Source organism: Sporolactobacillus caesalpiniae (assembly GCF_040513385.1).
GTDB lineage: Bacteria > Bacillota > Bacilli > Bacillales > Sporolactobacillaceae > Sporolactobacillus.
This window is the reverse complement of sequence record NZ_JBEVCB010000006.1, coordinates 312,759-328,497: the sequence shown is the minus strand read 5'-3', so window position 1 is coordinate 328,497 and position 15,739 is coordinate 312,759. Positions and strand designations below refer to the sequence as shown.

The 15,739-nt window shown below is 42.8% G+C and carries 17 protein-coding genes; 13 read left to right on the top strand and 4 right to left on the bottom strand.

Going from position 1 to position 15,739, the window contains the following annotated elements; genetic code table 11:
- Window positions 1–145: 145 nt before the first annotated feature.
- The gene (locus tag ABWW58_RS13925; RefSeq protein ID WP_353869676.1) at window positions 146–1,381 is read right to left on the bottom strand and encodes an ammonium transporter; all 1,236 of its coding nucleotides are present in this window, start codon (window positions 1,379–1,381) and stop codon (window positions 146–148) included.
- Between the two features lie 313 nt (window positions 1,382–1,694).
- Between ABWW58_RS13925 and ABWW58_RS13920 the strand changes: the two genes are divergently transcribed.
- The 6 genes from ABWW58_RS13920 to ABWW58_RS13895 all read left to right on the top strand — a co-directional run bounded on the left by ABWW58_RS13920 (window position 1,695) and on the right by ABWW58_RS13895 (window position 7,748).
- Window positions 1,695–2,480 (top strand): SDR family NAD(P)-dependent oxidoreductase, encoded by a 786-nt coding sequence (locus tag ABWW58_RS13920; protein WP_353869675.1) that lies wholly within the window; start codon window positions 1,695–1,697, stop codon window positions 2,478–2,480.
- Window positions 2,481–2,601: 121 nt separating this feature from the next.
- A complete protein-coding gene (locus ABWW58_RS13915; protein ID WP_353869674.1) occupies window positions 2,602–3,597 on the top strand; it encodes a thiamine pyrophosphate-dependent dehydrogenase E1 component subunit alpha in 996 nt (331 codons plus the stop codon).
- 30 nt (window positions 3,598–3,627) lie between these two features.
- Window positions 3,628–4,662: an alpha-ketoacid dehydrogenase subunit beta gene (locus tag ABWW58_RS13910; RefSeq protein WP_093668912.1), complete on the top strand. Its 1,035-nt coding sequence runs from the start codon at window positions 3,628–3,630 to the stop codon at window positions 4,660–4,662.
- 88 nt (window positions 4,663–4,750) lie between these two features.
- The gene (locus tag ABWW58_RS13905; RefSeq protein ID WP_353869673.1) at window positions 4,751–6,001 is read left to right on the top strand and encodes a dihydrolipoamide acetyltransferase family protein; all 1,251 of its coding nucleotides are present in this window, start codon (window positions 4,751–4,753) and stop codon (window positions 5,999–6,001) included.
- A 183-nt stretch (window positions 6,002–6,184) separates the two neighbouring features.
- Window positions 6,185–7,261 (top strand): AI-2E family transporter, encoded by a 1,077-nt coding sequence (locus ABWW58_RS13900; RefSeq protein WP_353869672.1) that lies wholly within the window; start codon window positions 6,185–6,187, stop codon window positions 7,259–7,261.
- A 25-nt stretch (window positions 7,262–7,286) separates the two neighbouring features.
- Window positions 7,287–7,748 (top strand): NUDIX hydrolase, encoded by a 462-nt coding sequence (locus ABWW58_RS13895; protein WP_353869671.1) that lies wholly within the window; start codon window positions 7,287–7,289, stop codon window positions 7,746–7,748.
- Window positions 7,749–7,865: 117 nt separating this feature from the next.
- Here ABWW58_RS13895 and deoD read toward each other — a convergent pair whose 3' ends face one another.
- Both deoD and gloA2 read right to left on the bottom strand, forming a co-directional pair.
- On the bottom strand, window positions 7,866–8,576 hold the full coding sequence (gene deoD / locus ABWW58_RS13890) for a purine-nucleoside phosphorylase (protein WP_353869670.1): 711 nt from the start codon (window positions 8,574–8,576) through the stop codon (window positions 7,866–7,868).
- Between the two features lie 71 nt (window positions 8,577–8,647).
- On the bottom strand, window positions 8,648–9,040 hold the full coding sequence (gene gloA2, locus ABWW58_RS13885) for an SMU1112c/YaeR family gloxylase I-like metalloprotein (RefSeq protein ID WP_353869729.1): 393 nt from the start codon (window positions 9,038–9,040) through the stop codon (window positions 8,648–8,650).
- Between the two features lie 185 nt (window positions 9,041–9,225).
- Here gloA2 and ABWW58_RS13880 point away from each other — a divergent pair, with 185 nt between their 5' ends.
- The 3 genes from ABWW58_RS13880 (at window position 9,226) to ABWW58_RS13870 (ending at window position 11,780) form a co-directional block, all read left to right on the top strand.
- Window positions 9,226–10,167, top strand: a complete 942-nt coding sequence (locus ABWW58_RS13880) for a cation diffusion facilitator family transporter (protein ID WP_353869669.1) — start codon at window positions 9,226–9,228, stop codon at window positions 10,165–10,167.
- A gap of 425 nt (window positions 10,168–10,592) precedes the next feature.
- On the top strand, window positions 10,593–11,135 hold the full coding sequence (locus ABWW58_RS13875) for a cysteine hydrolase family protein (protein WP_353869668.1): 543 nt from the start codon (window positions 10,593–10,595) through the stop codon (window positions 11,133–11,135).
- A 21-nt stretch (window positions 11,136–11,156) separates the two neighbouring features.
- Entirely contained in the window at window positions 11,157–11,780 is a 624-nt protein-coding gene (locus tag ABWW58_RS13870) for a DNA-3-methyladenine glycosylase I (RefSeq protein ID WP_353869728.1), read from the top strand.
- On the opposite strand, the gene ABWW58_RS13865 is transcribed toward ABWW58_RS13870, so the two are convergent.
- Window positions 11,777–13,045 carry an MFS transporter gene (locus ABWW58_RS13865; RefSeq protein ID WP_353869667.1) on the bottom strand — a complete coding sequence of 423 codons (1,269 nt, stop codon included), beginning with the start codon at window positions 13,043–13,045 and terminating at the stop codon, window positions 11,777–11,779. The two genes, ABWW58_RS13870 and ABWW58_RS13865, sit on opposite strands and share 4 nt — an antisense overlap.
- A gap of 246 nt (window positions 13,046–13,291) precedes the next feature.
- Between ABWW58_RS13865 and ABWW58_RS13860 the strand changes: the two genes are divergently transcribed.
- The 4 genes from ABWW58_RS13860 to ABWW58_RS13845 all read left to right on the top strand — a co-directional run bounded on the left by ABWW58_RS13860 (window position 13,292) and on the right by ABWW58_RS13845 (window position 15,737).
- Window positions 13,292–13,840 (top strand): NUDIX hydrolase, encoded by a 549-nt coding sequence (locus ABWW58_RS13860; RefSeq protein ID WP_353869666.1) that lies wholly within the window; start codon window positions 13,292–13,294, stop codon window positions 13,838–13,840.
- 100 nt (window positions 13,841–13,940) lie between these two features.
- Window positions 13,941–14,573, top strand: coding sequence for a stage II sporulation protein M (spoIIM, locus tag ABWW58_RS13855; RefSeq protein WP_353869665.1), 633 nt, complete (start codon window positions 13,941–13,943; stop codon window positions 14,571–14,573).
- A 228-nt stretch (window positions 14,574–14,801) separates the two neighbouring features.
- Entirely contained in the window at window positions 14,802–15,302 is a 501-nt protein-coding gene (gene fur / locus ABWW58_RS13850; protein WP_093668934.1) for a ferric iron uptake transcriptional regulator, read from the top strand.
- A gap of 183 nt (window positions 15,303–15,485) precedes the next feature.
- Window positions 15,486–15,737: a DUF4227 family protein gene (locus ABWW58_RS13845; protein ID WP_353869664.1), complete on the top strand. Its 252-nt coding sequence runs from the start codon at window positions 15,486–15,488 to the stop codon at window positions 15,735–15,737.
- Window positions 15,738–15,739: the final 2 nt, after the last annotated feature.

Below are 15,739 nucleotides of genomic sequence, written 5' to 3'. Positions count from 1 at the left end.
GTGCTGGCAAAAGCGCAACTTTAGTTGCGCTTTTTAATTTTCGCTTCGAATTCTAAAGGTATTTATAGTATAAAAAAAGGTTCCCGCAACTTGGGAACCTTTTTACATGTACGTTGTTAATTCATTAAGTAATAGTGGTGATTAATTATTTTTCAGTTTCACCGTAGCCGTATGCACCGTGTTCACTGACATCAAGACCAGCTTTTTCCGCTTCAGCAGAAATACGAAGTCCAATCGTCGCTTTGATAATTGAGAGAACAATTACTGAAGCGACTGCAACGAATGCGAATGCCGCGATAACACCGAGAGCTTGAACGCCCAGCTGATGAAAGCCGCCGCCATAGAAGAGACCTGCTTTACCGACACCAGCAGTTTTAACCAAGGCCGGTGCTGCAAAGAATCCTGTTGAAAGTGTACCAATGACACCGGAAATACCATGAACAGAAAATGCGTAGATTGGATCGTCAAGACCTTTTGCTTCAAGAGCGATCGAAGTCCAGTAAGTGAATGCGCCGGCAATCGCACCGATAACAATAGCTGCCCAAGGTTCAACGAATGCACAGGATGCTGTGATGGCAACCAATGCTGCAAGAACACCGTTACACATTGCGCCGATGTCTGCAGTTTTTCTGAGAGCCATCGCGGTGAACAAAGCGCCAAGAGCACCGGCAGCTGCCGCGAGGTTTGTAGTCAGTGCTACATAGCCGAAGAATTCTCCGTTGCCTACACTGACTGTACTGCCGGCGTTGAATCCGAACCAGCCAATCCAAAGAATAAAAGTACCAAGATAAACAAATGGAATGCTGTGAGCCGGAATTGTTTTCGCTTTTCCGTCTATGAACTTGCCAATTCTAGGTCCGAGAAGCAATGTACCAACTAATGCGGCAGTCGCGCCTTGAAGGTGAACGACTGTTGACCCGGCGAAATCCTGCATGCCTAGAGTGGACAGCCAGCCGCCGCCCCATACCCAGTGTCCGACAACCGGATAAATAATGGCGACAAACACTGTACCGAAAATAAAGTAAACAGCGAGCTTTGCGCGTTCCGCAAAACCGCCCCACGCGATCGCCAATGATACAGCGGCAAAAGCAGTTTGGAAAAGAACGAAAATCGAATCAGCTCCGCTTGGAACACCGTTTAGAAAAAAGTCCGAAGTCCCAATGAATGCGTTGCCTTCTCCAAATGCTACTCCGTAACCAACTGCCCAGAAAACAATCGACGAAACAGCGAGAGTAATAATCTGCTTGCCTGTAATATGTCCTGCGTTCTTGCTCTGCAGTGAACCTGCTTCAAGAAAAGCAAAACCTGCTTGCATAAGAAGAACTAAAATAGCTGAAATCAATACCCACAATGAATCAACGCTTACAGATAATTCTTTCATGTAATCTGATGCCCCCTTTTTTTTGAATGAAGTAATTATAACATATCATGTCAGTAAAAGTTACAACAAAATATTAAAAATATTCATTTATTTATGTAAGCCTTTTCAAAATCGACAATTATTTTAATATTTTACTTATTGAAACGGCATATATATCTCCGGACAGTGATTTAAAATGGTATTTCGAAATTTAAATGAAGGTAAGTTCAATGTTATGTAACACTACTTTTGCGACGAATTTCCATTGGATTTGTTTTTATTATAATAAGTGGGTAGTCCTGTGTGATCATTTGCCATTGGAGGTATGCAGTCTATGTTTCAACACAAAACAATTGTTATTACCGGAGCTTCAAGCGGACTTGGAAGTGAGCTCGCTCGTTTGTTTGCATCAAAAGGAGCAAACGTTATTATGTTGGCACGTAACGCTGAAAAGCTTGCCGAAATACAAAGACAAATCGAAATCGAAGGCGGAATATCGTTTTATTATTCAATAGATATAAGTGAGGCAGAAGCTGTTCGTTCCCTTTTCCAGAGACTCAGTCGGCGTTTTCGGAGGATCGACATTTTAATTAATTGCGCCGGAATCGGAAAATTTCAGCCATTTATTGATATGGATAATCAGATCATCGATCAAATGCTGGATGTGAATGTACGTGGTCTTATCTATTGTACTCAAGCAGTAATTCCGATGATGATACGGGAAAAACATGGTGGACATATCGTCAATATTTCTTCGATCGCCGGAATCATTACGACTCCAAAATCGGTGATATATGGAGCCACGAAGCATGCTGTAATTGGATTTTCAAATGGATTGAGAATGGAACTCGAAAGTAATGGGATTCGTGTTACCGTTGTAAATCCCGGGCCGATCCGCACGCCATTTCATAATTTTGCCGATCCATCAGGTCACTATGTTGAGAATGTCGGTCGCTTCATGCTTGACGCACGAACAACGTCTGAAAAAATTATGCGCGCGATCGAAAAGAAAAAGAGAGAAGTAAACATTCCATGGTATATGGGTATATGCAATAAAATTTATCAACTGAGCCCAGCCATTTTTGAAAAGGTCTTTGGATCACTTCTGAAAATGAAATAGACCTTAGAGAAAAATGCGCATACATATTCTTTGCATAACGTATACAAATAATGTATTATTGATATGTAGGAAAGCGCTTACATTAATGTTTTGTGAGTGGTAAATGACGGGAGGAGTCAGAATGCAAACTGATACACAAGTAGCTGCTAAAGACATGACCGTTGAGAAAGCAAAATGGATTTACACGAAAATGCAAGAGATTCGCCAATTTGAAACTGCTGTACATGATATTTTTGCAAAGGGTGAAATCCCTGGATTTGTTCATTTGTATGCTGGCGAGGAAGCTGTAGCTGTTGGTGTTTGTGCGCATCTAACTGATGATGACAGTATCACAAGCACGCACCGAGGACATGGTCACTGCATTGCTAAGGGCTGTGATTTGAATGGTATGATGGCGGAAATCTATGGCAGGGCAACGGGTCTTTGCAAAGGCAAAGGCGGATCGATGCACATCGCCGACGTATCGAAAGGTATGTTGGGCGCGAATGGCATTGTTGGTGCGGGATTGCCGCTAGCAATTGGCGCGGGTCTAACAGCAAAGGTGAAGAAAACAAAAAATGTGGCCGTATGCTTTTTCGGAGATGGCGCGAGCAATCATGGCACATTCCATGAGGCAGTAAACATGGCGGCTATTTGGAAATTACCGGTCATTTTTGTTTGTGAGAATAATGGATTCGGAGAAGCGTCAACCTTCGACTATGCAGCAGCAGCGGATCAGATATCAGATTTTGCTAAAGTATATAAAATTGCTGGCGAAACGGTGGATGGAAAAGATCTTCCTGCAGTATATGAAGCAGCAGCAAAAGCTGTGGCGCGTGCGCGAAAGGGCGAGGGTCCTACGATTCTGGAATGCATGACCTATCGTGATTTCGGACATTTTGAAGGTGACACACAATCCTATAAAGATAAAGAAGTACAGAAAAAGGCAGTCACTGAAGACGATGCCATTGTCAGATTCCAAGACTATCTTAAAAAGCAAAAAATCCTGACTGATCAAGATATCAAAAAAATTGACGGTGCAGTAAAGGCATCAATAGATGAAGCAATCCGATTCAGTGAAGAAAGTCCATTCCCAGATGCTAATGAAGTTACTACCGACGTGTATGTTTCTTATTAAACCGATTGGATAAATCTGGAGGTGCTCGCAATGGCAGTTAAAATGAGTTATTCAGAAGCGATTAATGATGCGATACGTTTAGCGATGCGTAAAGATGATGATGTTATCTTAATTGGAGAAGACGTTGCAGGCGGCGCCGAAGTCGATCATTTGCAAGATGAAGGCGCATGGGGCGGCGTGTTTGGTGTGACCAAAGGAATCGTTGAAGAATTTGGACGTGATCGAGTGATTGACACGCCGATTGCTGAATCGGGTTATATGGGTGCGGCTGTTTCTGCAGCAGCGACCGGGTTGCGTCCGATTTCAGAATTGATGTTCAACGATTTTATTGGCAGCTGTTTGGATGAAGTGATGAATCAGGCCGCAAAATTTCATTATATGTTCGGCGGGAAAGCAAAAGTTCCGTTAACAATTCGAACGATTGACGGGGCGGGATTTAATGCGGCAGCTCAGCATTCGCAGAGCTTGTACGCACTTTTCACACACATACCAGGAATAAAAGTGGTTATTCCAAGCAATCCATATGACATGAAAGGGTTATTGTTAAGCGCAATATTTGATGATGATCCGGTGATTGTTTTTGAAGACAAGACACTTTATGGAATGAAGGGTGAAGTCGGCGAAGGCTTTTACACGATTCCGTTCGGCAAAGCTGAGATCAAACGTGCGGGTAAGGATTTAACGATTGTCGGACTCGGCAAACAGGTTTATACGGCATTGAAAGCAGCCGATCAACTAGCGAAAAAAGGTTTTGAGGCTGAGGTTATTGACCCGAGAACGTTGTCGCCGCTCGATGAAGACACAATTATCAATTCAGTGAAAAAAACCGGTCGTCTGATCATTGTAGATGAAGCTTATCCGCGTTGCAGTGCTGCCACAGATATTGCAGCAATTGTTGGTGATAAAGCCTTTGATTATCTGGACGCTCCGATCAAGCGCGTGACTGCTCCTCATGCTCCAGTGCCTTTTTCTCCGCCGCTTGAAAAATTGTATATGCCGACCCCACAGAAAATTATCGACGCATTTAGCGTTATGGTTGGCAATAAAGTATTCTCGGCAGTGTAATAGGCTCTGTACTCCATTGAAAAATTGTGATGCCGTATAACCTAAACGAGCATCCTTGTTGATTTTATTTGAAAGGAGCGAGAACAAAATGGCGGTAGAAATCATTATGCCGAAAATGGGCATGGGCATGGAAGAAGGAACAGTAGTCGAGTGGCTGAAACAGAAGGGAGATCCGGTTAAAAAAGGCGAATCGGTAGTCTCCATCAGTTCAGATAAGATTGAAAAAGAACTTGAAGCACCTGAGGAGGGTGTCTTGATCGATATTGAAGCAGACGTTGATGACGTTGTTCCGATCGGTCACGCACTCGGTTATATCGGTGCTCCCGGAGAAGAAGTGAGTACGGAAAGTGCCGCTGTACCTGAGGCAGAAGCGAAAAAGGAAGTGCCCGTTGCCGCGGCGCCTCAACCTGAACCTTCTCTTGAACCGGTATCAACCGATGAACCGAGATTGCGGGTTTCCCCGGCAGCACGCCGCTTAGCGAAAATCGCAAATGTCGATTTGGCGACGGTAACCGGTACGGGACCTATGGGCAGAATCACAAAAGCAGATGTAGCTGAAGCGCAAGCACACGTGCAAAAAGCACAAGAACCGGTTGCTGAGGTGAAGCCTGCTCAAGAAGCTGTACCAGCACCAACTACCGCTCCATCATCAGGAAAAGCGAAGAAAGTCACTGGAATGCGAAAAGTTATTTCGGAACGTATGTTTACTAGTCTTCAACAAACTGCGCAGCTCACCTTGCAGACAACTGTTGATGTAACTGAATTAATCGCGTTCCAAAAGAAAGCTCGTGAAGCTTATCAAATTAATGATGAGGTGCGCTTAACGATTACTGACTTTATTGCGAAGGCAGTAATCAACGCCCTCCTAGAACACAAATCGATGAATAGTCTTTATGAAGGCGATACGATCACCACCTTTGATGAGGTTCATCTTGGTGTAGCGGTTGCGCTGGATGAGGGTCTGGTTGTTCCAGTCGTCGAAAATGCAGATAAAAAATCGTTGAGCGCAATTTCACGTGAAATTCGCAAAGCAAGCAAAGCAGCACGTGGTAATGAATTAAATCAGCTGAAGCTAAGCGGTTCAACCTTTACGATTACTTCACTTGGAACCTCTGGTGTTGGATTCTTTACACCGGTCATCAACCCTCCTGAAGTAGGTATTCTAGGTGTGGGCACCATTAGTCAGCAGCCGGTTTATTTTGGCGACGAGCTGAAGAAACGCAGCATGATGCCGCTTAGCCTAACCTTTGACCATAGGGCAATTGATGGCGCTCCGGCAGCGGCTTTCTTAGCCACAGTGAAGGCGAATCTTGAAACGCCATTCAAATTAGTTCTATGATGGTATGATGAATTTGTAAACAGCACCCTCTCTTGAGGCAGTGCTGTTTGTTTTTTTACCCAATGAATATATATATATAATTCGATCTTCCAATTGGATTATATTGGATTAATGGCCGGAAAATGGGGTACAATGTGAGAGTAAATACATTTATAGTTGTTGTTTGAAGATAGGGGAAAGGTCATGCCAAAATCAAAATATTTCCGTTTCGCGGTTTGGGTGCTTCTTATTCTAGTAATATTAATGGTAGGTTCTAAGTTAACATTTGTCCTGCGGCCGGTTGGTGTGCTGTTTACATCACTTGCCGCTCCGCTCGTCATTTCCGGCTTGCTCTACTACCTGCTTCGCCCGCTCGTAAGAGGCTTGATGCGGCTAAAAATTCCGAAGATTGTTGCCATTCTTATCATATATTTAGTATGCATCGGACTTATCACTTTATTGGCGTTTAATGTTGGGCCACTTTTATACAGTCAGTTTCTATCGTTGATTAACAGCATGCCGGGTCTTGTGCAGCAACTAAGTGAGCAGTTGATTAACTTTCAGCAAAGTGAAATTTTTTCCAAAATGCATTTGGATGAGATTCCATACCTTGATTTCGCAAACCGATTTTCGAAGTCGCTTTCAACAATGGCGACATCGATTGGAAATAACGTACTATCAATTATTCAATCAATTACCGGCACAGTTCTGATTATTGCCACTGTCCCTTTTATACTTTTCTATTTATTAAAGGACAGCGATCGGATTTCGCACGGCATGACAAAATTCATTCCAGTTGTCCATCAAGAAAAAGCGCGTGAAATTCTTAAAGACATGGATCAGACACTAAGCGGTTATATTCAGGGTCAAATGATTGTTCTGCTCTTTGATTTCATTTTTATCTATATCTGGTACTTGATCATTGGCTTACATTACTCGCTTGTTTTAGCACTTGTGATTCTGTTTACTAATGTCATTCCGTTTATCGGATCCTTTATTGCAACGATTCCGGCTGTCATTGTCGCGTTTATTCAATCACCAATCCTAGCTGTCTATGTTATTGTCGGTGTTACTGTTGTTCAGCAAATTGAAGGGAATGTGGTTTCTCCACTTGTGATGGGGAGAAAACTAGACATTCATCCACTGACCATAATTTGTCTCTTGCTCGTAGCCGGTAATCTTGCAGGCATCATTGGCATGTTGTTTGCGATTCCGATGTATGCAGTATGCAAGGTCATTGTCACACGTGTCTACAAGTTGATACAATTGCGCAAGCAATAAGGGAGATTAAGGGGGAGTTATCTAAATGGGGTATGTACAAGATTTACGCCGTAAGCTTGGGCATGATCCGGTCATGCTTATTGGTTCTGTTGCGATTATTCATGATGGTAATGGCGCCGTGCTGCTTCAGAAACGGAAATTCCCTATCGGGAGCTGGGGGCTTCCGGGTGGTTTGATGGAGCTCGGCGAGTCGGCAGAGCAAACAGCGATTCGAGAGGTCCGAGAAGAAACCGGATTAACAGTGACCGGTCTTCAATTATTTCAAGTATATTCAGGTACGAAAACGCCTTCTGTTGCGGATAATGGTGATCAGTATTATCCGGTGACCATTGCCTATGTGACCGATACTTTTAAAGGAGAATGGAAGATTGACCCTGAAGAATCTGAGACTTTTGAATTCCGCAAACAGCATGAACTTCCCAAGACGATTTTGAAAAATCAGCGCAAAATTATTAACGATTATTTTAACTGGCAAAATAAGAAATAAAAAAACCATGTTCCGATTGAGCGGATCATGGTTTTTTCGCACTACAAAAAATAAAAGATTTTAAGGAAATGAATGTAACTAGGCTTTCGTATTCACCGAAGGCCAGGCAGAGATCGATCATTCACTAACTGCGGTTTCAAGCGCAATATGGATCATATCATTAAATGTTGTTTGTCTTTCTTCAGCGCTCGTATCGGGTTCGTCCGAGAAGATATGATCGCTGACAGTGAGAATGGTAAGCGCCTGAGCGCCGTATTTTGCAGCTAATGTATACAGCGCAGAGGTCTCCATCTCTACAGCAAGAACGCCGTACTCGCCTAATTTTTTTACAATATCCATGCTGTCGCGATAGAAAACATCGGCTGAAAGAATGTTGCCGGCGCGCAAAGATAGTCCGGACTGAACGCCAATGTTGTACGCTTTTTGAAGCAGATCAAAATTTGCGGTTGGTGCAAAATCAATGTGTGGAAATGTGCTATGGTTTACCGAAGAGTCTGTGGTAGCGGACATTGCCAGTATCACGTCTCGAACATGGATGCCGGTTTGAATGCCGCCACAAGTGCCGACTCGGATCAGTTTTTTTACTCCGTAGTCACGAATAAGTTCATTTACATAAATGGAGATTGATGGAATCCCCATTCCCGTTCCTTGGACCGATAGTCTTTTCCCGTTGTATGTTCCGGTAAATCCGAGCATGCCACGGACATTGTTATACTGAGAGACTTCGGTTAAGTAAGTTTCAGCAATATATTTTGCGCGTAAGGGATCACCGGGCAGCAGAATACGATCTGCAATTTCACCGGGTTTTGCCTCAATATGAATACTCACTGCACGTCCTCCTTCAAATAGTTGCGAATTCTTCTTATTTTACCATGCGAACATGTTTTAAAGGCAATGAATTAGTTCTCATAGAGTTCAAGTGGTAAATCATCCGGATCTCTGAAAAAGGTGAATCGGCTGCCTGTTATCGGATCGGTACGAATGGGTTCGGTAACAATGCCTTTTTTATTGAGTTCTTGCACGGAAGCGTCGAGATTTTTCACTGAGAAAGCAAGATGCCTGAGTCCACAGGCTTCCGGTTGGGTTGGGCGAGCGGGCGGAGTAGGAAACGAGAAAAGTTCGATTTGTCCACTTGATCCGTTCCCAACAGCCAGATCCAATTTATAAGAATTACGTTCTTTTCGGTAGATTTCATTAATAATAGAAAGACCGAGTAAATCTACATAAAAATGTTTTGATCGTGCGTAATCGGAGCTAATAATTGCACAATGATGGAGCTCTTCAAAATTCATCATCTCACGCCTTTCTTAATCGCTTATATCTATTAGTATACCAAATAAAATTCGTGAGTTGCGATTCTCTAAAAGAGACCATGATGATATTGACAGTTATCCATAAAAGTTTGATACTATACATATGAACAATTGAACATATGTTCAATTGTTGGATACTTCGACTAGAAAGAGGCGAGAGCGACATGAAAAAACATAAGGACCTTCATCATGAAATGACGCATGACCACACGCATACGCATCAGTCAACAAACCAAAAAGCGCTGTTTATCAGCTTTATAATTATTACAGGTTTCATGATCGTCGAGGCGATTGGCGGCTACTTGAGCAACAGTTTAGCATTGCTCTCGGATGCCGGTCATATGCTCAGTGACGCAATTTCATTGGGATTAAGCTTTGCCGCAATTGTGATTGGAAACAAAGTATCGGCTAACGGGCGTAAAACATTCGGTTATAAAAGATTCGAGATCTTGGCGGCTCTGTTTAACGGAGTGCTGCTCTTAATCATTTCTGTTTGGATTATCGTCGAAGCGATTTCTCGAATGGTTCGTCCGGCCACAGTCGCCAGTGGAGAGATGATGGTCATCGCAGTGATTGGACTAATCGTCAATATTGTAGTGGCACGGATTTTGATGCAGGGAGAAAAAGATGATAATTTGAATGTTCGAAGCGCGTTTTTGCATGTGATCGGCGATTTGCTTGGGTCAGTCGGAGCAATTGTCGCCTCAGCACTCATTATGTTCTTTGGGTGGGGGATTGCCGATCCGATCGCCAGTATGATTGTCTCGCTCCTTATCTTGAAAAGCGGTTGGGGTGTTACACGTGACTCGGTTAATGTATTGATGGAAGCTAAGCCTGATGATCTAGATCTTGACGAGATACACGATCAAATTATGGAATTGGACGGCGTTCAAGGGATTCATGACTTACATGTGTGGACGATCACATCCGGCTTTCTTTCGTTGAGTTGCCATCTGACAGTTGCTGACGGCATCAATCATGATGAGATGCTGAAAAGAGTGGAACAGCTCTTATCCGACTATCACCTGGAACATTCAACGGTTCAAATCGAAAGTATCAATTTCACAGACTGTCATTCGGATTGTACGCATCAGCGGCATGGCTGAAGTGCCATAGTTTTATAAAAGAAGCGGGAGTAAAGGTGAACTGAACCTTTACTCTCGCTTTTGTGATATAAGTTTATAGGCTCAATGATCTTCAAATAACCACTAATTTGCTCTGGGGATTGGTTATCTGCCCGAAGATGTGCGATGTTCTTTCCATTTTTGAAAGCAAGCAGGCTGGGTATACCCAGAACCTGTGATAGCCTCTACCGAGTTCAGATAATTGATCACGGTCCACGCTGAGCCTTTCAAAGTCAAAATTTTTGATAATATCGTCAGGATACATAGTCCTCATAACGCTCATTAGCATAGTCCCTCTTTTCATTTTTATAGCAAAATGAATTTTAGGAACAAGAATTTGCTTTTCACTGCTGCCGTTACTTAAAGCATGTTAAAGTATAGGTAATGAAAACTAGGGAGGTTGTCTTATGGTGTCTGAAGCGCTTCTTGTGATTGATATGAGCAATGATTTTGTTGATGATCGCGGCGGATTAACAGCAGGCAAACCTGCGCAACAGATTGTGCCTTATATTAAAGATCTCGCAGATCATTTTTTTAAAGAAGGAAAGCCGGTGTTCTTTTGTATGGATGCTCATGAGCCGAATGATGCGCATTTTAAACTGTGGCCGCCGCACAATATAAAAGGGACATGGGGTGCCAAGCTCTATGGACTTCTTGACGAATGGTACACCGCACATGCTCAGGAGTCGAATGTGATTTTCGTCCCGAAGCCGGAGTATGATGCTTTTATTAGAACTGATTTGGATGGTATGTTGAAGGAACGTCACATCGACACGGTTCACCTCACCGGAGTTTGTACGGATATCTGTGATTTTCTGACTGCGTATGGCGCATATTCGAGAGGTTATAAAACGATTGCGCATCGAAGGGGAATGGCAACTTTTACAGAGCAGCATGAATTGTTTCTGAGTCATATGAATGCCATCTTTAAGACGAAAATTATCAATTAACTAAAAAAGGAGTCGGTTAAACTGACCGAACTGTATGATGACGGATATACGCGTTGCTCTTGGAATACCACTGATCCGGTTTATCTGGATTATCATGACCACGAGTGGGGACGCCCGCAATATGATTCGCAGAAACTATTTGAAATGCTTTGTTTAGAAGGGATGCAGGCAGGATTGAGTTGGATCACCATTCTGAAACGACGTGCGGCGTATTGCGAGGCATTTAGCAATTTTGATCCTCAAACGGTTGCCGATTATTCCGTTGAGAAAGTCGAACAATTAATGGAAAACCCAGGAATTATACGGAATAGGCTAAAGATCAACGCAATCATTACAAACGCACGAATGTTTTTGAAGCTGGAAAAGGAACAGTCGTTCAGTCAGTTTCTCTGGTCCTTCGTAGGCGGAAAACCGATGATCCATTATTATAAAGAACAAGCAGCGATTCCCGCTTCAACCGAGGAATCACTGCTAATGAGTAAAGCCCTGAAAAAGAGAGGCTTTAAATTTGTTGGTGGGACGATTTGCTATGCCTTTATGCAAGCAACGGGAATGGTCAATGATCATGAAACCGGCTGCTTTTGCTTTCGGAAAATCACTAATTTGGATGAGAATAACTTGAGCTGTCCGGAAAACGACGCTTAATCAAATTTTCGGATGGCGGGAATGCAAAGAACGATTGCGATGAACAGGAGTGTCAAACAGCTAAGAACAAGCATTGCTGATACGCCGCCGATCGCACTAGCGAACCATCCGGTAAACATATACCCTACAGGGATGAGCGCGAATGAGCCGAGCATATCAATACTCGCAACTCGGCCGAATGCTTCCGGAGCGACAAGGTCCTGAAGGCTTGTTTCCCATACCAAACCGAAGGACATGCTTCCTAATCCCTCGATTGTCATGAGCAATGTGAGGACTGCTGGGTTAGGGACAAATGGCATGATAATAAACGCTGCGCCACCGATCGCAATACCTAAATAGGCGATCAAACCGCGATGCCGCCAAGTTTGGCGCATGCCAAAAATGAATGCCGCTAGAGCAGCACCGACTGCTTGCCCGGACATGACTAGACCATAAACATATGAAGGAAAATGATGATGCACGTTCATCAGCCAGGGAATGATAATGACGGTGATGCCCGTTGTGCAAATGTTAATGAAGCAAAAGGCTAGTATGGTGACCCAAAGCCATGTGTTTTTCTTGATTACCTCAATTCCGCCAAAACAGTCGCGTATAAAGGAAGATTTTCTTGGATCTGAGACTACTTTTTTTATTTCGCCCTCTTTGTTTAGAAATAGAAGACAAATAAAAGAGATCAGATATGTAAGAGCGTCGATTCCAAATCCAACCGGTGCCGACCAGACAGTGACAATCACGCCTCCAAGAGCTGGTCCGAGCAAACGCATCCCCTGTATACTTAACTGGTTAAGCGCATTCGCGGATGTACGGATATCTTGAGTGAATACTGTGGCGCGCATTGCCGAAAATGCGGGTTGAAACAGCCCATCCATAATTCCGAGCACAATAGCGATACCTGACAGCAGATGTATGGTTAGTTGTCCCCCTATTCCTAAGCTCATGATGGTGAATGCCATCGCGCAGCGAACGATGTCTGTCATGCGCATCAATTTCGCTCGATTCACTTTATCGACGATGATTCCGGCGAAAGGAAGAATGAGAACGTTTGGCAGCATATAAGCCGTCATGACAAAACCCATAGCGACAGTTGACTGAGTCAAAGAATAAACAAGCAGCGGAATGATAATACCTGTAATTGATGAACCGAAAACGGAAAGCGTATTACCAATCCATAATGCACGGAATGCGCGAGAATGATAGAGAGGTTTAAAGAATTGCGGCACGTTTCGTTTGGAAGTTATGTTGGAAGTTCTTGCTTGATCAGTCATCTTTTCACCTCATATAACCACTGAGTAATTTGCAGCACACGTTACACACTATAAATCAAAATGGTGTATTAGTCACGATCTGTCACAGTATTAACTACAGAGAAGCGGGGGTGTTCTTTACTCAGAATGAAAAGGAAAAAAGAATGGATCACTATGCCTGCTGTGATAGAATGAAAACAGAACAAATTGCAGCATGATGAATGAGGCTATTCGTAACAAAACCAACTCAATAGAGGATGTGTGTTTATGGATGGATTAACTGAAAACAAGATAAGTTCAAAAGAAATTTTCAAAGGCAGAATTGTTCATCTATTTGTCGATCAAGTACGGCTTCCAAACGGTGAAGAATCTTCCCGTGAAGTAGTCAAACATCCTGGTGCTGTCGCTGTGATTGCCGTTAATAAAGAAGGTAAGCTGCTACTTGTAAGACAGTATCGTTATCCAATGGATGGAATTATTTATGAGATACCCGCGGGTAAGTTGGAACCTAATGAAAATCCGGATGATTCCGCATTAAGAGAACTTGAGGAAGAAACAGGCTGCCGATGCGAAAAGATGGAAAAAATAGCTTCATTCTATTCGTCACCGGGATTTTCTGATGAATTGCTTCATGTCTATTTTACAGATTCTCTCATTGAAGGCAGGCAGCATCTTGATCAGGATGAATTTCTGGAAGTTTGCGCAGTGGACCTTGAAGAAGCAATACAAATGGTAGAAGATCATCGCATATTTGATGCGAAGTCAGTCTATGCTGTGCAATATATGCAGCTTAGGGCAATGCGATCTGCAAAATGAAAGATTCGTGAAAACTCTCGATTTGGTCATAGTTATCTGAATGAATCATAGAATGAGATTATAGATTTCAGATGATCGAACATGTCGGGAGGTCGACCGAATGATTGCAGAACGATTAAAAAAAGCGCTTACGCAGCATATTAGCGATTATTTATCACTTTATACTTTTGTTACGGGTTTGCTGCTCATGGGCATAGTCTTTGGAGCGATTGTTGTGAATTGTCTTTCCTATGAATCGAAAAGTGATTTGCTTCATTATTTACAACAGTTTTTCGGTGAACTAGCCAAGAGTCAAATTGCCGATCCGCGAGCGCTTTTCAAAGAGAGCCTTTTTCATGATATGCAGTTTCTCGTTTTGATTTGGGTGCTTGGACTCTCAGTCATTGGTCTTCCGCTTATCTTTCTACTGATCTTTGTTAAAGGCATGTTTCTCGGTTTTACTGTTGGTTTTCTTGTTAGCCAAATGGGAACGAAGGGATTAATGGCTGTACTTGTCAGCATCTTTCCTCAGAACCTGCTCAGTATTCCAAACTATTTGTTTCTTACCGTTCTGTCGGTTGCGTTTTCGTTGAAAATGATAAGGCAGCTCCTAATGAAAACGAGAAAGCAGCCAATGTTGCCGCAATTTATCAGTTATGGGATTGTATTAGCAAGTGCGACATTGATTGCCGCAGCTGCGTCCGGATACGAAGCTTATATATCGCCTGCGTTGATACGTCTTTTTATTTCTTAATAAGCGGGAAATCAGTTCTTATTAAAATAAAATAATTATAATTTGAAAGTAATTATATTTAATTGACACTGTTATCAATAAGGATTATAATTTTCCTGTAAAAACAATGATCTTTTGGTAATGATCGCATTTTTTACGATTATGTTGAGGAATACAGGCCATGATTGGCTACCGAACATTCCAGCGTTATTTTATCTTTGAGATTGTTCTTGCAAAGGGGGGGCTTGTATGGAAGGCAGAATTAATCGTATTAAGAAACAACTTCATGCGCAAAAATATAAGCTGACACCGCAGCGAGAAGCCACAGTAAGGGTCTTGTTGGAAAATGAACGAGATCATTTGAGTGCTGAAGATGTGTACCTCCTTGTCAAAGAGAAAGCGCCTGAAATTGGGCTTGCTACTGTATATCGAACACTTGAATTGTTAGCTGAATTGAAAATTGTAGACAAAATTAATTTTGGGGATGGTGTATCACGCTATGATTTGCGCCGTGAAGGGGCGAGTCATTTCCACCATCACTTGGTCTGCATTGAGTGCGGCTCTGTGGATGAAATACAGGAGGATCTGCTCGGAGAAGTGGAGAAGGTTGTGGAGCGTAAATGGCATTTTAAAGTGAAAGATCACCGCCTGACTTTTCACGGTATTTGTCATCGCTGCTTGGAAAAACATGAAGAAGAAAACCGCCTGAAAAAAGAGAAAGAATATGAACAGGAAACAGAGAAAGTATAATTATTTTCGACCGCGACAGCCTGAGTGCATCAGACTGTTTTTTCATTTTTTTCGTGTGAACTGTCTGCGGCCGATGACCATTGAAGGCATCCAAAAGTAAAAAGAGTCGTTACACCGCAATATTCTCGAACTGCCCTCATATGATTAACTAAGAATTAATTTTGGACAGGCAGGGATGAGCAGATGAACGATATTTTCCGAATGAGTATGGATTTTTTCAAACTATTAATCGCTTTTGCTGTACTCACTGCGGCTTTTTATGCTGGAATGACCTGGGTGGATCACTTTCAGGAAAAGGTGCACCGCTACGATGAACCGGGATCAGGCGCAGTAAAAGTCATTCATGATCAGGACGCCAAACGGATGGATGGCGATCAACTGGACAACAGACGTGATTATTCGCGCTTTATAGAATTCTTGAGAGACGGAGAATGAGC